The 21,279-nt window shown below is 50.2% G+C and carries 16 protein-coding genes; 13 read left to right on the forward strand and 3 right to left on the reverse strand.

The features are described 5' to 3' along the window. Positions 1 to 101: 101 nt before the first annotated feature. Complete coding sequence (locus CFI03_RS16980) at positions 102 to 986, reverse strand: AraC family transcriptional regulator (RefSeq protein ID WP_248758131.1); 885 nt, start codon at positions 984 to 986, stop codon at positions 102 to 104. Positions 987 to 1,134: 148 nt separating this feature from the next. On the opposite strand from CFI03_RS16980, the gene CFI03_RS16985 reads away from it, so the two are divergent. The 5 genes from CFI03_RS16985 (at position 1,135) to CFI03_RS17005 (ending at position 6,799) form a co-directional block, all read left to right on the forward strand. Further along, positions 1,135 to 2,052: a DMT family transporter gene (locus CFI03_RS16985; RefSeq protein ID WP_248758132.1), complete on the forward strand. Its 918-nt coding sequence runs from the start codon at positions 1,135 to 1,137 to the stop codon at positions 2,050 to 2,052. Positions 2,053 to 2,161: 109 nt separating this feature from the next. Beyond that, positions 2,162 to 2,680, forward strand: a complete 519-nt coding sequence (gene paiA, locus CFI03_RS16990; RefSeq protein ID WP_248758133.1) for a spermidine/spermine N(1)-acetyltransferase — start codon at positions 2,162 to 2,164, stop codon at positions 2,678 to 2,680. 165 nt (positions 2,681 to 2,845) lie between these two features. Further along, entirely contained in the window at positions 2,846 to 5,017 is a 2,172-nt protein-coding gene (glgP, locus tag CFI03_RS16995; RefSeq protein WP_248758134.1) for an alpha-glucan family phosphorylase, read from the forward strand. A 161-nt stretch (positions 5,018 to 5,178) separates the two neighbouring features. Next, a complete protein-coding gene (locus CFI03_RS17000) occupies positions 5,179 to 6,111 on the forward strand; it encodes a glycoside hydrolase family 43 protein (RefSeq protein WP_248758135.1) in 933 nt (310 codons plus the stop codon). Between the two features lie 124 nt (positions 6,112 to 6,235). Beyond that, positions 6,236 to 6,799, forward strand: coding sequence for a hypothetical protein (locus CFI03_RS17005; RefSeq protein ID WP_248758136.1), 564 nt, complete (start codon positions 6,236 to 6,238; stop codon positions 6,797 to 6,799). 291 nt (positions 6,800 to 7,090) lie between these two features. On the opposite strand, the gene CFI03_RS17010 is transcribed toward CFI03_RS17005, so the two are convergent. Further along, complete coding sequence (locus CFI03_RS17010; protein ID WP_248758137.1) at positions 7,091 to 7,525, reverse strand: DUF2663 family protein; 435 nt, start codon at positions 7,523 to 7,525, stop codon at positions 7,091 to 7,093. 122 nt (positions 7,526 to 7,647) lie between these two features. Here CFI03_RS17010 and CFI03_RS17015 point away from each other — a divergent pair, with 122 nt between their 5' ends. Both CFI03_RS17015 and CFI03_RS17020 read left to right on the forward strand, forming a co-directional pair. Then, positions 7,648 to 7,881: an HPr family phosphocarrier protein gene (locus tag CFI03_RS17015; protein WP_015842777.1), complete on the forward strand. Its 234-nt coding sequence runs from the start codon at positions 7,648 to 7,650 to the stop codon at positions 7,879 to 7,881. A 171-nt stretch (positions 7,882 to 8,052) separates the two neighbouring features. Further along, positions 8,053 to 9,684: a response regulator transcription factor gene (locus CFI03_RS17020; protein WP_248758138.1), complete on the forward strand. Its 1,632-nt coding sequence runs from the start codon at positions 8,053 to 8,055 to the stop codon at positions 9,682 to 9,684. 71 nt (positions 9,685 to 9,755) lie between these two features. On the opposite strand, the gene CFI03_RS17025 is transcribed toward CFI03_RS17020, so the two are convergent. After that, complete coding sequence (locus tag CFI03_RS17025) at positions 9,756 to 12,488, reverse strand: alpha-mannosidase (protein WP_248758139.1); 2,733 nt, start codon at positions 12,486 to 12,488, stop codon at positions 9,756 to 9,758. A gap of 116 nt (positions 12,489 to 12,604) precedes the next feature. Between CFI03_RS17025 and CFI03_RS17030 the strand changes: the two genes are divergently transcribed. The 6 genes from CFI03_RS17030 (at position 12,605) to CFI03_RS17055 (ending at position 21,147) form a co-directional block, all read left to right on the forward strand. Continuing rightward, on the forward strand, positions 12,605 to 14,410 hold the full coding sequence (locus tag CFI03_RS17030; protein WP_248758140.1) for a cache domain-containing sensor histidine kinase: 1,806 nt from the start codon (positions 12,605 to 12,607) through the stop codon (positions 14,408 to 14,410). Between the two features lie 52 nt (positions 14,411 to 14,462). After that, positions 14,463 to 15,788: an ABC transporter substrate-binding protein gene (locus CFI03_RS17035; RefSeq protein WP_248758141.1), complete on the forward strand. Its 1,326-nt coding sequence runs from the start codon at positions 14,463 to 14,465 to the stop codon at positions 15,786 to 15,788. A 190-nt stretch (positions 15,789 to 15,978) separates the two neighbouring features. Continuing rightward, positions 15,979 to 17,343 carry an MATE family efflux transporter gene (locus tag CFI03_RS17040; RefSeq protein ID WP_248758142.1) on the forward strand — a complete coding sequence of 455 codons (1,365 nt, stop codon included), beginning with the start codon at positions 15,979 to 15,981 and terminating at the stop codon, positions 17,341 to 17,343. Positions 17,344 to 17,695: 352 nt separating this feature from the next. Beyond that, complete coding sequence (locus CFI03_RS17045) at positions 17,696 to 18,619, forward strand: ABC transporter permease (protein WP_248758143.1); 924 nt, start codon at positions 17,696 to 17,698, stop codon at positions 18,617 to 18,619. Positions 18,620 to 18,637: 18 nt separating this feature from the next. Further along, positions 18,638 to 19,522: a carbohydrate ABC transporter permease gene (locus CFI03_RS17050; protein WP_248758144.1), complete on the forward strand. Its 885-nt coding sequence runs from the start codon at positions 18,638 to 18,640 to the stop codon at positions 19,520 to 19,522. A gap of 56 nt (positions 19,523 to 19,578) precedes the next feature. Then, positions 19,579 to 21,147: an extracellular solute-binding protein gene (locus tag CFI03_RS17055; RefSeq protein ID WP_248758145.1), complete on the forward strand. Its 1,569-nt coding sequence runs from the start codon at positions 19,579 to 19,581 to the stop codon at positions 21,145 to 21,147. Positions 21,148 to 21,279 lie beyond the last annotated feature (132 nt).

The following is a 21,279-nucleotide window of genomic DNA, read 5'->3' on the forward strand; positions in this document are numbered from 1 at the left end:
CTGCAGCCGTTTTCGTTTTACCGAAGCCGAATTGGCCAGCCTGACTTTGCAGGACGAATAGAGACAAGAAAACCGCCAAGCTTGGCGGTTTTCTTGTCTAACTATTCCGTTCTCATTTTACGAAACTCCTTAGGCGTAAGCTCGAGATCCTTTTTAAAGGCCTGGATAAAATGGTTCACGTGATTGAAGCCCACTCTGCTGGCTATTTCGGTTATCGTATATTCCGTCGATTGCAGCAGCTCGCAGCTTTTGTTAATCCGGTACTTAACCAGGTAGGAGTATGGAGTCATATGAATGCTGGTTTTGAAGCTGCGCGTACATTCCGACACGCTTAAATGCGCGGCATCGGCAATCTCCTTCAACGTTACCGGATTTGAATAGTTCTGATGGATAAAGCTAAGCATCAATTGCAGCCGCTCTTGCTTCAACCGGTTATGCTTGGAGGATTCTTCCGACGGCAGGGAGATATTCGAGATCAGAATTAACCAGAGCTGAACGGTTTTGATCGACACCTCATACTGCCATCCCCAGCTTTTTTTAATTTCGAATTCCTTTTTCATGGACCAGAGAATGTTCAAAATCAGCTTTTGCCATTCCGTATCGCCTTTAATCTCGCAGGATAACAGATAGGAGTTGGTAAACGGAAGGACATAGTTTTTTTCCATGGCACTGTCGGAATAGAAGGCAAGCAGCTTCTCCGGGAAGTTAAAGCTGACATATTCGCCTTCGGCAGTCAGGTGAGTCACGATGTGAAGGACGCTTTTGTTGATGAATATAGCCTGACCCGTATGCAAATGATAGTCGATTCCGTTAATCTGGATCGTTAAATTCCCTTTGGTCGCTAGCGTAATCTGCAATTCCTCATGCCAATGCAAATCGTTAAAGCCTCTGCCTTCTGGAATCGAGCGATGGATCGTATGCTTGTACATGATGTACGGAAAGGTCTCGTCCGGAAATTGTATGGCCTCGTATAATTGTTTCCCCACAGTCATGCTCCTTAGTTGACGATATATCGATATAAATGAAAGATATTATTGCACAAAATAAACAACCGCGATGATATTATTATATCCAGCTTAGGCTTACCCTTACAATTCCCGTGCACGGGTAATTGTCTATTTGCTTGGAGGAACCATGCTTAAATTAACGAAAGCTTCTTTGCCCTCTCATCCGTTCGTATTGTTATTTATCAGTATTTTGTCTGTCTCGGTTTCATCGATCCTCATTAAATTCTCGGATACGCCAACTTCCGTGGCGGGGATGTACCGCCTGTTTATTACCGTTATAATCATGCTGCCTTTTGTGCCGTGGAGGCGGCTTCGCTCCATAAAGCTGAATAGGAAAGACTGGAGTATCGTGGTCCTGGCCGGCATATTGTTAGGCCTCCACTTTTTGTTCTGGATGGAATCCCTGGTGCATACCTCGGTCGCAAGCTCCATGGTCATCTTGGCCTTACAGCCCTTGTTTGTCATGATTGGTTCATACTTATTGTTTAAAGAACAGGCTAACGTACTTACGGTATCATGCTTGATTGCGGCGCTGTTCGGTTCCATCCTTATCGCATGGGGAGATATAGGCGTATCGAGAGAAGCGTTGATTGGGGACGGTTTATCGTTAATCGGCACGCTAGCCGTGTCCGGTTACTTGCTCGCGGGGCAGAAAGTAAGCAGCAAAATCGATGCCAATATTTACAGCATTATCGTATTTTTCATCGGCGGCGTCGTGTTGCTTATCCATAATTTGCTGAACCGTTACTCTCTCGCGGATTATAACTCGTCCGATTGGATTTACTTCTTGCTGCTTTCGATTATCCCGACCATTTTTGGTCAATTTTTATTTAACGTACTGTTGAAATCCATCGGAGCCACTACCGTATCGGTAGGCATTATTGGCGAACCGGTTCTTGCTATTATTCTTGCGTATCTGCTGCTCGGAGAAAACATCTCTTTATTTCAGCTTGCAGGCGGCATGATTACTTTATTCGGCATGGGCATGTATTTCTGGGCGAAATCATTCATCGGAGGGCGAAAAGTTGCAGCCATGGATGAGTAGAGGATCAGCTTATGGGTTATTTTTTTGTTGCAAATACAACAAAAATAAGATAACATTTAGGATAACAACAGGGCTGCATAAGCCTTATTCCTAAAGGAGCCATTCTGAAATGACCGTTATCATCAACAGATGCGGCCGTGAGGAGCTGCCGTTACTCCAGCGGATAAGCATTGAAACCTTTAACGATACCTTTAAAGAACAGAATTCGCCCGAACAGATGCAGGCTTATTTGGAGCGGGCCTTTAACACGGAGAAGCTGGAAGCGGAACTGTCCAATCCGTCTTCGGAATTTTATTTTATTTATTGCGATGAAGAAGCCGCCGGTTATTTAAAGGTAAACGAAGACGATGCCCAAACGGAAGCGATGGGTGACGAAGCGCTTGAGATCGAAAGGATTTATATTCGTTCCGGCTTCCAGAGAAAAGGACTGGGCAAGCATCTTTTTGACAAAGCATTGGAAATCGCTATTGGTTATGGCAAAAAGAAGCTCTGGCTTGGGGTTTGGGAGAAGAACGAAAACGCCATAACGTTTTATGAGAAGGCGGGATTCGTTCGGACGGGAGCCCACTCGTTTTATATGGGCGATGAGGAGCAGATTGATTATATAATGAGCAAGACGTTGGCATAACCTTATATACCAGAGCGGCTAATCCGAATGATTAGCCGCTTTTTTGTTGCGTTGCTCTCAACAAAATGTATAGGCACGAGTACCATAAATCGGCATATAGTAGTAAGGCATCAAGTTTTTTAAGGCGCTTTCATAGCGCAAATTGGCGAAAAACGAGGTGGAAACATGCAAAACAGCAGGATTGCGTATTTCTCGGCGGAGTTTGGACTTGATGAATCCTTACCGATTTATTCGGGTGGTCTTGGCATATTGGCTGGCGACCATATCAAGGCGGCAGCAGACTTGAATATTCCGCTTACGGGCGTAGGCATATTTTACGGTAAAGGTTATTTTCAGCAGCATATTGACGAAGGCGGCTCGCAGCATCATTGGTATCCCGAAGTCGACCTGGAGGCGAGCGTTTACCCGGTTGAGCTTGTGCGGGACGACAATGGCCATCCTGTCATTATCGAGGTTCCGCTGGAGGGCAGAAGGGTCTACGCAAAAGCGTTTTCCGTGCAGGTGGGCTCTGTCACCCTGTATTTGCTGAATACCGACGTTGAATCGAACAGTGATGCGGACCGCCGCTTGACTGACACGCTGTATCCCGGCGCACAGGATATTCGCATAAGCCAGGAGATTCTTCTCGGCATTGGCGGTACGAGATTGCTTACCGCGCTTGGCATTCAGCCGGAGGTCTGGCATATGAACGAAGGGCATTGCGCATTCCTGACCCTGGAGCGAATCCGCATGCTGTCCGCGGAAGGCGTACCATTCGAGACGGCGCTTGAAGTCGTCAAGGCAAGTACCGTCTTTACGACGCATACGCCGGTCCCGGCGGGGCACGATGTGTTCTCCATCGAGATGATGGACCGTTATTTTGGCGATTTTTACTGGCAGCTCGGAGCGGACAGGGATCGGGTATTATCGCTTGGCAGCATGAACGGCGTGTTTAACATGACGCGCCTTGCCGTCAGCGCATCGTCGAAGGTGAATGGAGTAAGCAAGCTGCACGGCGAAGTTACCCGGGAAATGTTCCACCGGTGGATGCCGTATATTCCGGCAAAGGATATTCCCGTCGATTCGGTCACGAACGGCATCCACACGGGGACATGGCTGGCTCCCAGCCTAAAAGAACTGTTCGACCGGCATCTCCCGTCCGACTGGTCCCTGAAAGCAGCGGAGCCGGAAGCATGGGCTGCCGTTCGGGAGATTCCAAGCATCGAGCTGTGGGAGGAGCATCAGCGGGCGAAAGCCAAGATGCTGCAAGCTTTCGGACTGCCGATATCCCCTTCGGACGGAGTACCGTTAATCATTGGTTTTGCCAGACGGTTTGCCACGTATAAGCGGGCGCTGCTTATCTTTAACGACCCGGATCGGATCGCGCGCATCCTGGGCAATCCTAATTGTCCGGTGGTTCTTGTATTCGCCGGCAAGGCGCATCCCTCGGATGGTCCGGGGCAGGACTTGATCCGCAAAATCGTAGAGTTGTCTGAGGATGAAAGGTTCAAAAACCGTGTTTACATGATAGAGAACTACGCGATGGATAAAGCAAAGCTGCTTGTTCAAGGCGTGGACGTATGGCTCAATACGCCGCTCAAGCCAATGGAAGCCAGCGGTACAAGCGGGCAAAAGGCCGCCCTGAATGGCGTGCTGAACTGCAGCGTACTTGACGGCTGGTGGGTGGAAGGCTATAACGGGCGAAACGGCTGGGCTATCGAGAGCACGATCGATGGCGATCCTTGGCTGCAGGCGAAGCAGGATACCGAATCGCTTTACCGGCTGCTCGAGGAAGAGATTATTCCGCTGTACTACAAGCGGGGGGAGCGGAATGTCCCCGAGGAATGGGTCAGCTTGATGAAGGAGTCGATCTGCTCGCTTGCGCCGGTCTACAACACCCACAGAATGGTGACCGATTATTGGAATAAGATGTACGTTCCAACAAGCGCGAGAGGGAAGCGGTACGCTGCGGATAACTATGAGGTTGCGTCTAGGGTTGCGGCTTACAAGCAATTCATTCGCAGCAATTGGTCGGCCGTTCAGGTCAGGAACGTGAATATTCAAGAGGACAATTGCAGCAGGAACGGACTGAAAAAATTCCGTGCCGAAATTCAACTAGGCACCATATGGCGCGGGGACGTCCGCGTGGAAGCGGTTGGCTCCGATGGTCATCGAGGTATCTGGAAGGTGAAGCTGGAGCCGGTGCAGCAGCAGGAGAAGGGACTATACGTGTTTGAAGGAGCTTCCGCAGACATCCCGACAGATAACATCTGGAAGGCTGACGTCAACGTGCGGGTTACTCCAATCAGCCCGGATTTCGCTAACGAATTCGAGCTGGAGCTGGCTGCTTGGGGGTGAGAAGAGCAGGGGAACATTCTAAATAAAGCAAAAAGCCGGGTCTCTCCAGGGATCCGGCATTTTGCTATTCTTAAAGGAAGTTGCGCTGATCAGAAGCTTTTCCGTTATAATAATATCCAGGCAAACGGAGTAAAAACTTCATTCCTCGAGGTGACGAATTCATGTTGGATACTAGCAATGATCTTAAACCTTGGATTGTAAACCGGGCGGATCCTTATGTGCTTAAGCATACGGATGGTCTCTATTTCTTTACCGCTTCCGTGCCGGAGTATGACCGGCTTGTGCTGCGCAAAGCAGCTACGTTGGACGGGCTTGTTAACGCGCAGGAAACGGTCATTTGGCGGAAGCATGAAACAGGCGAGATGGGCAACCATATTTGGGCGCCCGAGCTTCATTTTATCGATGGCAAGTGGTACGTCTATTTCGCGGCAGGTACGGCGGAGGATCAATGGGCGATTCGGCCGTATGTGCTGGAATGCAGCGATGAAGATCCCATTACAGGCACATGGGTGGAAAAAGGCAAAATCGTGCTCGACTTCGAAAGCTTCTCCCTGGATGCGACAACGTTCCAGCACAACGGGGAACGGTATCTGATTTGGGCACAGTATAAAGAGTCCGACAGCAATCTGTACATAGCGAAGCTCGCTAACCCGTGGACGATTATCGGGCCGCAAGTATTGATCTCCACGCCGGAATACGACTGGGAGATTCAAGGCTACAGGGTGAATGAGGGACCGGCCGTATTGCTGCGCAACGGGCGGATTTTCGTAACCTTTTCCGCAAGCGCGACCGATCACCGGTATTGCATGGGCCTATTGGAGGCGCCTCTGGATGCGAATCTGCTCGATCCGGGCAGCTGGACTAAGCATCCCAAGCCTGTGTTCGAGACCAATGAGGAGACGGAGAATTACGGGCCGGGGCATAACAGCTTCACCGTTAGCGAGGACGGGTCAACCGATCTTATCGTATATCATGCCAGACCTTATAAAGAGCTTATCGGCAGTCCGCTTTCCGATCCTAACCGCCATGCCCGCATTCAGGCATTCAATTGGAAGGAAGACGGGACGCCCGACTTTGGGGTGCCGGGGAAATAATGCAAAAAAAGACGTATGGGCGCCCATACGTCTTTTTGCTTTTAAATCGGATAATAGAAACAAATCTCCCTTATTAACCGTCTCTATTTTTAACTATTCCGAATGACCTAAGGGGCGGCAGAACATGAACAACTTAAGACTTACACTCATATTGTTTGGAATGCTGATGGTTACGGCTTGCAGCAACGTTATGGCGGAGTCTCCGAAGAAAGCAGCATACAAAGACGACTCTGTTCTAGCCTTCCAAAAAGAGGTTATACCCGTCCAGGAAGAAATCTATCATAGATATTTTCCTGATGCATCTGCTGAGGAGAGATTCTTTTCTCAAGCCGTAAGTTATTTCGATAACGACAATCTGAAGCTGGTTTATATGGTCTACGCAATGGATACGGTAGAACTAAAAGATTATTTTAAGGAGCTAAAAGTGAAGCTTGGTGATAAAGTGGTAATCAAACAAGCCCGATACAGTCCTAAATATCTTCAAGATACGGCTAATGAGGTTGCGGAATATGTTCATTTGATTTGCGAGAAAGGCCACTCCTTCTCGGTAAGTTATAACCCGATAGATGAGGTTATCGATATTGAAATGTTGTTAACCAATCAGCAAATTGCAGATCTGAATAACAAGTTTGGTGCGGACATCCTAAGAATTACAAACAAGGAACCGGAGCCCGTGATCCCATTCTAGGTTGCCGAAAAACTTGCTTCTTAACTTACTTACAATGGATTCTCTCCAGTCAAATCAGACTTAAAGGCAAACATTTTTCGCTACGTTGGATTCACTCCAGAATAAAGGCCCAGAATGAACCACTGTCGTCCAAAATGGACTTATATAATGGAGGCGATCCAACGTAGCTCGATTCAGTAGTCAAAACTGGCCCGTTACGCTGTACGAAATCCAACGTAGCAGCGTTGCTACCATTACAGGTTAAGCTAAATACACCGCAAGGGGCTTTCTCATCGAGACAGCCCCTATTATTTAACCTTTATAATCGATATTAATATCGTAGCTGTTCATCTCGATGGAGATTTCGCTTCTTGTCTCGAAGTTGATGCTCTTTAGCCAGGTTGTGTCGAATTTATCAACGGTCTCGATCCGAAGAGTCTCATACTTTTTCTTCGCTTTATCGATTTCCTTGGCCAGCCAGTACAGGTAAACAAAGCTGACGATAAAGACCGCGAGCAGGAAGATGAGGAAGGAACTGCTCATAATGCTCTCATACAATTTCGCAAAGCTGCCGTGAATGGTGCCGATATTGCGGAAGTAGACAATGCCAAACATCAAAAAACAAAACAAGCATAGCAGTGCACAAAAAACAGCTCTTGATTTGCAATTTTCCCACTTTCTCTTACGGTCGATGAGTGTCTCGAACGTTTTCCTTGCATCGTTTGGTACGAGTTCACGCCAAGCCATGCCAGCCAGCCCCCTCCCTTCAAACTTACCTGTCCAATACATGTTATGCCTGTACGCATAAAGCAATGTCTGCCGGCAAACAACTAATAAGAAAAAATTGGATGAAGGAAGGGGATTGCCCGATGATTACTCCCATTAAAGTAAGAGACGTGAAGGACATTGAACAAATCAACCATATCGTGTCGCGTTACGACTTCGATATCTGGATTCACGGCAAAAGCGGAATGGCCGACGCCAAGTCGATTCTTGGCCTGTTTGTACTAAAGCTGAACGAGCCGTTAACGCTTGTCATCCCGGATGACGTGAACTACAAGAAGCTTTTCAAAGAGCTGGAGCCGTTTCTCGTCATTGGTTAGAAAGAACGGTAAGCGCAGCAGCATTCCTCAACAATTTAATACAACCCCATAAAGTTTGCTTTTACCCCCGTGCAATCCAAAATCGGGTCGTTTAGTATGGAGGTAGGCTTATACAGGCGGACAGGATATAATGGTCGCATTGCAACATAGATCATGGGGAAGGGTGAGCGGATGCTGCGTGTGTTAATCGTAGATGACGAGTTCGAGATTCGCGAAGGTTTACGTAACCGCTTTCCGTGGAGCACGTTTGGGATCGAAGAAGTGCTGGTTGCCGATGACGGCGACACGGCTCTTATGCTGGCGAAGGATGCACGTCCGGACCTCATCGTAACGGATATAAAAATGAACCGCATGTCCGGGCTGGAATTTCTGAATGCCTTGCAGCCGATGAAGGATTATGATCCGGAAGCCATTGTGGTGAGCGGTTATGACGATTTTGATCTGGTGAAGCAGGCGATGAAGACCGGAGCGATCGATTATGTTCTTAAACCAATTAATATAAGCGAGCTCGAGCAAATTGTCCGCAAAGCGGTAGAAAATATTCAGCGGAAGCGGCTCGAGCAGCATAATGAGCAGCAGCTGATGAACCAGGTAAAGTTCGCGATTCCGAAAATGCGCGAAGAGCTGCTTCGGGAGATGGTGGAGCAGGAGCATGACCCGTATAAGGAAACAAGACGGCGCCACCGGCTCACGACGTTAAACATGGAATGGATTACAGTGGAGCATATGACGGTAATGGTCATTGTCGCAGATGATCTGAAAGCCATTGAGAACCGGCGCGGGCAGGAGAAGGACCTGATCCTGTTCGGGATCGGCAATGTCGTGAATCAGACGCTGGAGGAGGATTATCCTTATCCGTACGCGATCTGCATGGACAGCTCTAACAGATGGCTTGTTCTGTTAAGCTGCCTGCGTTCGGAACAGGCCGAGCTGACTAGCGGAATCGCGCATCTATGCATTAAACGAATCAATGATTTCGTGAAGGTGAAGGCAAGCGTTGGACTCCGGACGAACCCTTGCACTTTCGAGCATCTGCACGAAATGTATACGGAAGCGCTTAGCGTTCTCGAGCAGAAGGCCGTCTACGGCGGCAACCGCGTATTTACGCTGCAAGGCGGTTTTGAAGAAAGCGAGCAGGCCGATCTCAAGCTGGCAGAGCCGGAAGAAGTACTGGATCTGGTCAAGTTCGGATCGGATGAGGATATAACGGCAGCAATGGAACGGTTCGAATTAATGGTACAGGCGTGGCAGCTAACGCAGCTGCGGGATATTCAGCAGAGCATTTTCGAATGGCTGTTCGAGATTTTCAGGAAAGCGGCCGCCGCCGGAATTCCGAATAAAAAATGGGGCAGCAATCCCATTGCGCTTTGGGAGCAGCTGGAGCAATACGATACGCTGCAGTCGCTCAAGGAGCAGGCCGAACGGTGCCTGAAGGAAATCGCGGCCGATTTCCGGAGTCTCTCCGCTACGCCAAGCCAGATTATATGCGAAGCGGAAAAAATATTGCAGCGGGATTACGCGGAAAGCTTAACGCTTCAAAGCGTGGCAAGCGCCGTACACGTTACTCCCGTATGGCTCAGCAAGCTGTTCAAGAAAGAGAAGCGGCAGACATTCCTTGAATATTTAACCGATATCCGGATCGAGAAGGCGAAGGAGATGCTTGGCGACATCCAGTACAAGGTGTACCAAATCTCTTACCAGGTCGGTTATAAAGACCCGGTTCATTTCTCGAAGCTGTTCAAAAAGCAGGTTGGCTGCACGCCCAAAGAATACCGCAGGCAGCGCGGCATTATTGACGAGTAACGCATAAAGGCAGTATCCAAGGTGAATAACGCTTTCCCTTTGGAACTGCCTTTTGCTGTATCCGAATGATCTTAAGACTTGATGCCAACGGTTACGATTTTATAGCCTTCCACCGGAATGCTGCCGCCCTCCGTCTTGCTCGAGGCATCTTCCATAATGTTGCTTAAGTAGGTTTCCGTTACCGAGTTCGGCAGGACGGCAAGCGTTGTTGACTCGCCCGATAGATTGTACCAGCGGGCCATAAGGTCGCCGCGCTCTTCGTTGATCTTCAGACTGGAGAAAGCAAGGCCGTCCCCGTTCCAAGCGAGGAATTGATCCGAGAGAGGAAGCTCTCCTTCCTGTAATCGTGCGCCTACCGTCGTTAGCGGTACCGGGAACCGGTAAGCTTCGCGGTAGGCGTCAAAACGCTCGTTCACGCCGCCGTAAGGGATGATCATCCATTCGGCGACATTGGCGCCAAGGCATTGCGCATCCGGCGTATGGAACACGCCCCAGTCGCCTAGTTCTCCGACGCAGCGGAGCAGCGTCAGCGCAATCGTATTCCGGCCATCCTGCAGGATTTCGTATTCGTTCAAGCCTTTGCCGGCAGCGGTCAGCCCTCTCTCTTTATCGTGAACGTCGATGAACGTCTGCAAATGCTGGCAGTTGCTCGGGTTCTCCCATACCGCGGACGGCACTGTCTGGCGCTCGGCAACTTCGAAGATCGAATCGGCAAAATGAGTAGAGCCTTCGGCATCGGAAGGCAAAAGTACCCGCAGCCGGTGATCCTTGGATCCGTTATTGATTGTTGCCTGGACGCGTACGCCCTTGCCGTGGCGGTCCAGACTAAGCTTGGTGACGATAACGAGCGGGGCCAGCTCGGCGGAGCGTCCGGCTTTCCGGTTGCGGAATTCAACCATCGTGCCGATCTCTTGGGCTAACCGTTCGTCAGCGCTTGCCGGGATGGCGAGCGAATGGATGATTTCGATCGACGCTCGGTACGGAGTGTCCTCCACGACGCGAATAGCGGCTTTGAGCCCTTTGGTTGTAATAGCTTTGTCGAGAGCAGGCTGTTTGAAAATATATTCGTTGCCGATATCGCCAACATTCTCGTAAACGCCTAGTCCGCTGAAGGTCTGGCCGCTGGTTTTGTGATAGACGGCATAGCTTCCGTCATCTTCTACGGTCAGCTTCAGGTGGCGGTTCTCGATAACGCGGCTGCCGCTGAGGAGAGTCTTCTCTTCAGCCGTACCCGCTTTGCCGGCAACGGCGTTGCCTTGGCTTGGAATCCAGGCGAACGTCTGATACCCGAGCTGAGGGAGATTCTCCGCTTCAAAGGTTAAACGAACGGCGCGAGCCATATAGGGCTGGCGGAATTTATCGCTTGGCAGCTCGTAGCCGAAGCGTACGCCCAGATCTTCCGCGGAATGCGAAATCGCTTGGCCTTTTGCGTTGATTAGATAACCTTCGCCCTGCGTACGCGCTTTTACCTCGGCGGCAATCGCTACCGGATCCTCGCTTTGATCGAAGAACCGGTGGGAGAACTCCAGCTCCAGCGTGACAACGGATGAGCCTTCGTAGCCGCTTGTGTTAAAGACGGCAAAAGGCACGGCTTCCGCGCTGTACGCTGCAAAGGAGGAGGTATCGATCCTGGAGCCGATGAACCGGACGCTTTCTTCCGTCAGCCGCTTGCCAACCTCCATGCTTTTGGCGAAGCGCGTCTTCATCTCGTCGTAGACCTCATCGACGCTGCAGCCGCAGATGCTGTCATGCGGATGGTTCTGCATCAAGGTTTTCCAAGCATACTGCATCAGGCCATGCGGGTAAGGTTTGCCAAGCTGATGCGCGGCTGCGGCAAGCGGTTCGGCTACTTTTTCGAGCAGCGTCTGATTTTGCTGATTCAGCTGTTTAATATATACGCGGGCGGAAGCGGTATTCACGAGGGAATACCAGCCGTCGGTCTGCTGGCCGCGAAGCTCGCCGCGCGTGACGCTAAGCGTGTCCGGCCGCTCATTCTCAACCGCCCGCACGTAATCGTCGAAGCTGGAATGAACAAATTCATAATCCGGGTATAGCTCCCTTGCCACGCGCAGAGCCTCGGACAGATTGGTCTGTACCGGCTGATGGTCGCAGCCGTTCATCAATAGCAAATGCCGGGTGGACGCGAACAACTCGGCGCGGGCCAGGCGATGTTCCCAATAAGGCTTGGCCTGATCCGGATTAACCGGAATTTCCATGCCGTTGTTATACCAGTTGGCAAACAGGATACCCAGCACGCTGGAACCGTCGGGCGACTGCCAGACAAGCTCGGAGAAAGGCGATTCCAGTCCCGAGTCATCCACCCGGTTATTAAATCCGGTCGCTTTGACGCCACGGCCAAAGACAGCCGTATCAATGCCTGCCTGATTCAGAAGCTGCGCCGCCTGACCCATATTGCCGAAGGAATCGGGGAAATAGCCAAGCTTCGAGATCGGCCCGAATTTTGCCGCGTCACGGTGACCGATCTGAAGATTGCGTACATTCGCTTCGCTGCTCGTCAGAAATTCGTCCTGCAGAATATACCAAGGGCCAAGGGAGAGCTTGCCCTCATCGCATAGCTTCTGGATTTGCTCCCGTTTCTCCGGGTACACCTGCAAATAATCGTCGAGAATAATCGTCTGCCCGTCGAGATAGAAGCTTCGGAATTCCGGATCTGATTCGAAGGTCCGGAGCAGCGTATCCATCGTCTCGATCAGCTTGACGTGATGGGCTTCGTACGGCATATACCATTCCCGGTCCCAGTGGGTATGAGAGATGACATGAACAATGCGTTTGGTAGACGGCATGATGGTTCCTCTTTTCTCTTTTTCGTAGAAGGTTAGTCATTACGCAACTAGTGTAAAGAATCGGGTATGCCCCTACAATGAGGGAAACGCAAACTTTAAGGGGGAATGTTATCGTTATGAGAAAAGTTTCGTTTCGGCTGGCGTCGTCCTTCCGCAATCGTATGATTTTTATCTTTTTGCTTATTATCATTGTCCCGTTCCTGCTCTTCGCCTACTATTCCCACATCAAGTCGATTGAGGGGATATCCGAGACGAATACAAAGATGACGATGAGCTATCTTCTTCAGGCGAAGAAGAACTTCGAAATCTATTTAAATAATTTGAATGAACAGGTCAACGAGGTTATCGGCAATAAAAGCATTCAGGATTTACTATACAAGGAGCCCGTTGACGAACAGGACGAGGAATCGTTTGCGGTCAATATGTTGACGGCTCTCTATCATGCCACGCCGGTTATCGATGCTTTCCGGGTGAAGGTATATCCGATTAATCCAACGAAGTACCCTTCCTATATGCGATCTATCGATGAGTCTGTGAGGATTGGCGACCAGTACTGGTTCCAACGTTCGAAAGCAACGGTAGAGCCGACCTGGTACCTGACCATGCCGAAGCAGGGGAAATACGCAAAGCCGCTGCTCACTTACGTGAAACGGTTTACCGGATTGTATGATTCCAAGCTGCGGGGGCTTATTGCAACGGATCTGTCGGACGATTTCCTGGAGCGGTATTTCTCCCCTTCGGATCAGCTCAAGGATCAAAAGCTGCTGCTCGTAAACGATAAAGGCATTGTGCATTACGATTCGGCCGTCAATGAATGGACCGGTCAGCCGTTCCCTTCGGAGTCTTTCGTGGGCTATATGAAAAAAAGCGACGCCGGTTCGCAGTCCATCGCTATCGGCGGACAAACCTACCTGGCGACCTACGTGACGATGGCCAATCATCCTTGGACGATCGTCAGCTTAACGCCGCTCAAAGAGCTGACCGGTGCCATGGACGAGATTAACCGTGTCCTTATTATTTTTCTGATCGTGTACTTGGTGTGCTGCTTCAGTGTCGTGATCTATCTGACCGTAACGTATACGCAGCCGATTGCCCATCTTGTCCGCCTGATGCGCAAGCTGGAATCGGATAATCTCCATTTTTTATCGCCATGGTCCTCCCGCAAGGATGAAGTAGGCTGGCTGTACCGGAGCGTTGGCAGCATGGTGCACCGGATAGACGGGCTTGTGAAGGATGCTGCGCGCTCGGAGCGCAACAAGAAGGCGCTGGAATTCCAGGTGCTCAGCCATCAGATTAATCCGCATTTCCTGTACAACACGCTGGAGTCGATCCGGTGGAAGGCCGAAAACCACGGCCGGAGCGATATTAGCGAGATGGTATCGGCGCTTGGCAATTTGCTTCGCTTGAGCCTCAACCAAGGGAAAGAGATCACCACGCTGAAGCGGGAATTCGATCAGGTGAAAGCTTATGTGGCGATTGAGCAGGCACGGATGGGCAAGACCGTCCGGATCCTGTACGCTTGCGATGAGGAAACGCTGGAGCTGCCGTTCCTCCGGCTGCTCTTGCAGCCCCTTGTGGAGAATGCGATCCAGCATAGCGTGAGGGATAACTTCGACAAAGGGAAAATCATGATTGCCGCAAGGCAAGAAGAGGATGATATTGTGATTGATATCGCCGATAATGGGAAAGGCATACCGCAGCATGTGCTCGACCAGCTTGAGCAGGCGGAGGAACCGTCAGGCGGCAAGTTCTCGCCATCGCGCAGAGGCGTGGGACTGCGCAACGTGAATGACCGGCTGCAGCTGTATTTTGGAGAGGCGTATAAGCTGAAGATTGTGACGGGATCGGACATCGGAACCAAAATTACGTTAAGGCATCCGGTGCTGAAGGAAGGCCAGGAGCTGGATTCGACCTTTGAGTGAAAAAAGGGGAGCACGGTTCCATGTCATGCTGCTATAAAAGGAGGAGTATCAATTGAATAACAGACGTTACGTTATTGGAAGCTTACTCCTGACGCTTATACTTGTTCTTGCCGCATGCTCCGGCTATTCGGCAGAGTCTCCCGCCAAGTCTCCGGAGCCCGCGCCGGTTACGCTCAGGCTGCTCACTTGGGCGGATGACCGTTACCTGCAGTTGTACGAGATGTTCCATAAGAAATATCCCTGGATTACGATTGAGCCGGTTAAGGTGGAAGCGAACGAGAAGGACATTATGGCGAAAATCAAAGAGCTGCAGAAGGCCGGAACACCTGCCGATCTGGCCTGGATTGACGGAGATCTGCTCGCCTATGAGGAAAAAGGGCTGTTGGAAAATTTGAAGCCTTATATGGACAAGGACTCCTCCTTCCAGGATAAAGTGCTCCCTGACGGTTACTTCGATACGATGAATTTCCGCGGGCGCAGACTAGCCGTGCCGTTTGTGGATGTACCGATGTGGATTGTCGTTAACAAGGATTTACTGGCCAAGCACGGGGTGGAAATGCCGCCAAACAGCTGGACGTTTGATGACTTCCGATCCATTGCGAAGCAGGTAACCGACCCCGCGCAGGGCGAATACGGACTTACGACAAGCAATGAATTCGTCATGCGCCTGCTCCCGCTTAAGGCGGCGGCTGACGGTCATGCGGCCAATCTTGCTTATTTGGACGAGAGCATGACCCAAAGCCTGCTTAACACGCCGGCCGTCCTGGATGATGTGCGCTGGCTGAGCGGCTTTGTGACGGAAGACGGCTCCATGCTCTCGTGGTCCAAGGCCAAGGAGCAGCATGATGTCGCGCGCAATTTCATGAATGGCAAGACGGCCTTCGAGGTCGGAGGCGACTGGCTTCTGCCGCGGTTGAAGAAGGATGCAAAGTTTAACTGGGACATCCTTCCTTTTCCACGCGGGAAGCTGAATCAATATTCTTTCCACATATACGGACCGCTGGCTCTGCTCAGCGGATCGGAGCATAAGGAGGAAGCTTACAAATGGATCAGCTTCCAGTTTGAGCTGGAAGCGCAAAAATGGAAGATCGACGAAGGCGCCAACGCTTCCGTTATTGATCCGGAGCTGACCGATTATATCGACGAAGCTCCGATCTGGCAGGGTCGCAATATCGAAGCGGTCAAGATGACCAAAGACAACGGCCTTGTCCTTCCGGGAGCAACGATCCCCGGTTTCTCCGAATACAACTGGGTCAACATGATCAACGAGATCGTGTTCAACGGTTACGATATCGAGCATTTGATCCCGGAGACGACAAGCTGGAATAAGAAAACGCTACAGCTTCGCGAGCAGTGGAAGCAGCAGACGGCTAAATAAAGTAATGAAGCCATCCATTTTAAATGGATGGCTTTTTGTTTGTTCTCCGCACAACTATACCCAAGGATAGTAACTGATCTTCATATCACTTCTTTTCAGCGGGAGGACTCCCTCCTATAATGAAAACAGGTTTTGCTTTGCCTATAGAAAAGACCGGGCAGAATCGAATTCCATATGAAGAGGTGCAGTCTTGCAGTTGGTCAAACGAATCCTAACATTAGCGATTCCGTCTATCGCCACATTTTCCTCCATGACTTTTACCGGATTGCTGGTGCTTATGATCGTCGGAAATCTGGGAGCGGCATCCATTGCGGTTGTCGGTATTACGAACATTATCATTTATAATTTATGGGCCTTATTCTCCGGCGTGCAAGGAGCGATTAACTTTCTCGTTGCCCAGAACTATGGCTCCGGCAATATCCGGCAGGGAAACCAACGGATGCAGATTGCGCTTTTAATTACGGCCGTGCAGGGAGTGACCCTGCTCATAGGCAGCTTCCTGCTTCCTTACGGTATTCTCTATCTTATGGGCTCGAATGAGACTATCCTTACCCTTGGCTCTCCTTATTTGCTGGTGAGAATGATTGCGCTGATCTTTACGATGTTTAATACCGTATTTTTTGCTTATATGAGGGCCGTCGGGGATACGCGTACGCCAATGACCCTATCGCTCATTAATAGCGCATTGGTCGTCACCTTAACTTATGTCCTTGCCTATGGAAAGTTCGGTTTTCCGGAGCTTGGGCTTCAAGGAGCGGCTTGGAGCATGGTGGCTGCCGAAGCGGCGACCTTCCTGCTTGGATTGTTGGTCTATTACGGTTTCATGAGCGGCATGTACGCAACGCGTAGCTGGGTACGCATCGAGATTCAACAGGTGCGCCTGTTGTTGTTCGAGAGCATTAAGCTGGGCATTACGGAACTGTCCAACAGCGTTGGAATGCTTGTGTTTACCGCATGTATTACAAGGCTTGGCACAACCGCTATTGCCGCCAATGAGATTGCGCTTAACATCTTGTCCTTCGGGTTTATGCCTTCGAATGGCTTCGGCGCTGCGGCTACGATCGGGATTGGCCAGGAAGTGGGGAAGGGCAATGGCGCTACTGCCCGAAGATTCGGGATTGTGACGGTTTATCTAGGCCTTATCTTTATGGCGTTGATCTCGGTCGTCTTCTTCCTGTTCGCCTTGCCGATCGCCAAGCTGTATACCTCGGAGAGGGAAGTGTACGAAACGGCGATTTCGCTTATCCATCTAACCGCTTGCGTCCAGCTGTTCACAGGGGCAAACATTATTTTCGGCGGCGGACTTCGAGGCATAGGGGACACCACGTTTTTGTCCCGGACGGCACTTATCTTGAACTGGCTGTTATTCATCCCGCTAACGATTCTGTTAACCAGAGTGCTAGATTGGGGGCAAACCGGCGCTTGGTCCGCGCTATGCCTGCTCATCGTGCTTTCGGCGGTTGCCAACGGATGGCGCTACTTGACGATCAACTGGTCGCAAGTGAAAGTGAAGACAGGCAAAGTACCGGTAACCTCAGCGGCTGGACATATGTAAAAAAGAACAAAAAAAGCCGTCCTTTCGGACGGCTTTTTTCTGTCTGAACGGGCTGTAATAAGCCAGATAAGGACGTAGGGTATGCCCCTGAGGAGCGTGAGCGTCCGCCTTTGTCTGCGGGGAATATCCGATATCAATCGGCTTAGTTCAAGATTTCCTGCAGACAACAGCGGCCGAAGGGGCGTACTCCTCTCCCCCGCATAAGGCGTATCTAATCTCTAATCAATTCTTTCAAAAACCGTCCCAAGTGACGTTTGTTTAATCCCAAACTAGAAAGGATAAGATCCACTCATGGTTTTCGATTTCCCTCAAATCTACAATAAAACTATCACAAGAGAGAAGGGAAAACGCTATGAAAAATGGAGTCATTCGGGAATTGTTTAAAAATCGCACCTTACTGCTTATGTTCCTCCCTGTAGCGGTACTCCTATTTTTGTTCAACTACCTGCCGCTGGCTGGACTTGTAATCGCCTTCAAGGATTTCGACTTTACCAAAGGCATCTTCGGCAGCGATTGGATGGATCCGCTATTCGATAACTTTGATTATCTGTTCTCCTCGGACACCGCGTTCCGGGCCGTGAGAAACACGATTCTGCTGAATGCTCTGTTTATCACCGTTGGCCTCATTTTCGAGGTTGGGTTCGCGCTACTGCTCAACGAGGTCAGGAACAAATATTTCAAACGGGTATCGCAGTCCCTGACGTTCCTGCCGTTCTTTATCTCCTGGATCGTCGTTGGCGTATTCGCCTACAACCTGCTCGACTTCGAGAGCGGTGCGATTAACCACTTCCTTACAACCATTGGCCTCCAGCCAATCGACTTCTACAGTGAAGCAGGCTTATGGCCGCTGATTCTAACCATTGCAATCAGGTGGAAAGCGACCGGATACGGAACAATCATTTATCTGGCGGCGCTGACCTCCGTCGATAACTCTTATTATGAAGCGGCTTCGATCGACGGAGCGACAAGATGGCAGCAAATCCGTTACATCAGCCTTCCGATGCTGCGTCCAACGATCATTATACTAACGCTGCTCGCCGTGGGAAGAATTATGAATGCGGACTTCGGGATGTTTTACGCGATGGTTGGCGATGCTTCCCTGCTGTTCCCGACAACAGACGTTATCGATACGTTCGTGTATCGCAGCTTGCGCAAATCCGGCGATATCGGCATGGCTTCCGCGGCAGGCTTCCTGCAGTCGATGATTGCCTTTGTCCTGGTTATCGCGAGCAACTACGCAGCACGCAAAATCGATAAAGATTCAGCTATCTTCTAGGAACGGAGGAAACTCGATATGCCCGCAAAAAGGTTTTCAATCTCGCAGACTCTCATTATTCTCGTCATTTCCCTATTCAGCTTGTCCTGCTTATTTCCGTTCATCATGGTTATTTCAGGCTCGCTAAGCACAGAGAAGGACATTATGGATTTCGGCTATACGGTGTGGCCGCATCACATTACGCTTGACTCTTACAAAATCTTGCTCCTCGGTTCCAACCGAATTATCGATGCTTACGGCATCAGCATTCTCGTAACCGTTGCCGGTACCATTCTATCGGTGTTCGTCACCAGTATGGGAGCCTATGTAATGGCGAGGCGGTCGTTCAAGTACCGGAATATTTTATCCGTCTACGTCATCATTACGATGCTGTTCAACGGCGGTCTGGTACCTTGGTATATCATCTGCGTTCATTATCTGAATTTGAAAGACACGCTATGGGCACTGATTCTACCGATGCTCGCCAACGCGTTTAATATGTTCCTGATCCGCAACTTCATGAATTCGATTCCGGAAGAGATTAACGAGTCGGCGAAAATGGACGGAGCGGGGGAATTCAAGATTTTCTACCGCCTGATCATGCCGCTTTCGCTGCCCGTACTCGCCACTGTAGGATTGTTCGTCGCCTTGAGCTACTGGAACGACTGGTTCCTCGGCCTCATGTTCGTCGACAAGCAGGAACTCCAGCCCCTGCAGCTGCTGCTAAGAACATTGGTATCCAACGTTGAGTTTCTTAAGAGCTCGAGCAACGCTTCGGCGATGCAGCGCATATCGGCGCAAATTCCGTCGGAATCGATCAAGATGGCGCTTACCGTTGTTACGATCGGCCCAATTGTTTTCCTGTATCCGTTCCTGCAGCGTTATTTCGTCAAAGGCCTCATGGTAGGCGCAGTAAAAGGATGACTATATCGGCTAACGCCGTGTAGTATATAAATCACAAGCATAAGGGAGAGGTCAGGATGAAGAAGAAGGTCCGCATTATGTCGTTAGCTCTCGCTACTACGATGTCGCTTAGCTTAATGCTGTCGGCATGCAGCAGCTCTAATAACGGCAACGGCAATACGCCTAGCAACAGCAGCGGCGGGAACACTCCTAAGGAAAGCACGGCAGCCGAAAGCACGGAGCCGGAAAAAGAAGTGACGCTGAAGTTCTACTTCGGCGGCGACAAAAAAGCGGCTACGGACGAAGTATGGTCCAAGGTCAGCGAATATGTGAAAGAAAAAGGCCTTAATGTTAAATTCGATATCAACTTTATTCCGTTTGGCGACTTTAAAGATAAAATGCTCGTGATGGCCGCTTCCGGCGATAAATGGGATATGAACTTTGACGGCGATTGGCTGTCCTACAAGCAAATGGCGGCAAAAGGCTCTTACATGACGCTGAACGATCTGCTGCCCGAGTATGCGCCTAACCTTTATAAGAAGTACCAGGAGCAAGGAACGCTTGGCGCCGCTACCGTTAACGGCAATATCGTAGGCCTGCCATGGACGATGAAGATGAATGAACGTAAGTTCATCGCCTGGCGTTCCGATTTGACTGAAAAAGCGGGAATCGATGTTCCGGAAGGTTCGATCAAGACGATTGAGGATCTTGACAAATTGCTTCGCCAGATGAAAGAAGCTTATCCGAACGAAAGGATTAACCGCACAACTCCGCTGTCCATGTATATGGTCCGTGATGAGTGGGTGGACCTGAACTTCCATGGCCTTGGTTTCTATTTGAACGATCCAGCCGTAAAGGTTCAGCCGGTCGAGCAACAGCCATTTTATATGGAAGCATCCAAGCTGGTCAAAACATGGTATGACGACAACCTGATTAACCGTGATGCCATGATCGACAAAACGGATGGAGCAGCCGAGTGGAGAAACGGTAAAATGCTCGTGACGCTTACCTCCCATGAATGGGTTAACGCGAACCCAGGCTTCTCCGATCCGACGTACAAACTGGCATCTTCCGTGCTTTATCCGGACAAAAAGTTCGTGAACCGAACAGCGCTCGCTAACGTTGTTGCCATTAACCGCAACTCCAAAAACGCGGATCGCGTGCTCCGCTTCCTGGACATGATGGAAACGGACAAAACGCTTTACGATCTTGTTCAATACGGTATCGAAGGCAAAACTTACGTTCTGAACGGCGATACGGCCGAATATCCGGAAGGCATGGATACAACAACAAGCAACTACATGGAGTGGGGCGGTCAATGGGCGTTCTGGAAGCCGCAATTCATGCGTCCAACCATGACTTACGGACCGGACTTCTGGGTGAACGAAGCGAAATTCGCAAGCGAGCCTAACAACGTTAACTCGCCAATCGACGGTCTGTTCCTCGCGGAAGACACGATGAAAAACGAGCTGGCGAAACGCGATGCGGCAAGCGACGAGCTGAGCAGACCAATCGAATTCGGCGTAGTAAAGGATGTTGACAAAGCAGTTAACGACTACATCGAAGCGCAAAAGAAAAACGGTCTGGATACCATCATCGCTGAGACCCAAAAACAGATTGACGCATTTCTTGCGAACAAGAAGTAATAACACGAAAGCAAGCTAACCTATCGCACAGACAAACAAGAGAAGCCGGCCTGATGACACCTATGGGGGGCTTCTCTTTTTCTCGGTCATGTAAGCGGATACAACACTCAAATAACATCTGCAAACTGGAGG

It is taken from the genome of Paenibacillus sp. ATY16 (assembly GCF_003399985.2).
GTDB classification, from domain to species: Bacteria; Bacillota; Bacilli; order Paenibacillales; family Paenibacillaceae; genus Pristimantibacillus; species Pristimantibacillus glycanilyticus.

Excerpts from the sequence above, each read along its gene's own strand:
- CFI03_RS16985 (WP_248758132.1), top strand. The coding sequence starts at position 1,135 with ATGCTTAAATTAACGAAAGCTTCTTTGCCCTCTCATCCGTTCGTATTG.
- paiA (WP_248758133.1), top strand. The coding sequence starts at position 2,162 with ATGACCGTTATCATCAACAGATGCGGCCGTGAGGAGCTGCCGTTACTC.
- CFI03_RS17010 (WP_248758137.1), bottom strand. The coding sequence starts at position 7,525 with ATGGCTTGGCGTGAACTCGTACCAAACGATGCAAGGAAAACGTTCGAG.
- CFI03_RS17015 (WP_015842777.1), top strand. The coding sequence starts at position 7,648 with ATGATTACTCCCATTAAAGTAAGAGACGTGAAGGACATTGAACAAATC.
- CFI03_RS17055 (WP_248758145.1), top strand. The coding sequence starts at position 19,579 with ATGAAGAAGAAGGTCCGCATTATGTCGTTAGCTCTCGCTACTACGATG.
- CFI03_RS17025 (WP_248758139.1), bottom strand. The coding sequence starts at position 12,488 with ATGCCGTCTACCAAACGCATTGTTCATGTCATCTCTCATACCCACTGG.
- glgP (WP_248758134.1), top strand. The coding sequence starts at position 2,846 with ATGCAAAACAGCAGGATTGCGTATTTCTCGGCGGAGTTTGGACTTGAT.
- CFI03_RS17045 (WP_248758143.1), top strand. The coding sequence starts at position 17,696 with ATGAAAAATGGAGTCATTCGGGAATTGTTTAAAAATCGCACCTTACTG.
- CFI03_RS17050 (WP_248758144.1), top strand. The coding sequence starts at position 18,638 with ATGCCCGCAAAAAGGTTTTCAATCTCGCAGACTCTCATTATTCTCGTC.
- CFI03_RS17030 (WP_248758140.1), top strand. The coding sequence starts at position 12,605 with ATGAGAAAAGTTTCGTTTCGGCTGGCGTCGTCCTTCCGCAATCGTATG.
- CFI03_RS17000 (WP_248758135.1), top strand. The coding sequence starts at position 5,179 with ATGTTGGATACTAGCAATGATCTTAAACCTTGGATTGTAAACCGGGCG.
- CFI03_RS17005 (WP_248758136.1), top strand. The coding sequence starts at position 6,236 with ATGAACAACTTAAGACTTACACTCATATTGTTTGGAATGCTGATGGTT.
- CFI03_RS17020 (WP_248758138.1), top strand. The coding sequence starts at position 8,053 with ATGCTGCGTGTGTTAATCGTAGATGACGAGTTCGAGATTCGCGAAGGT.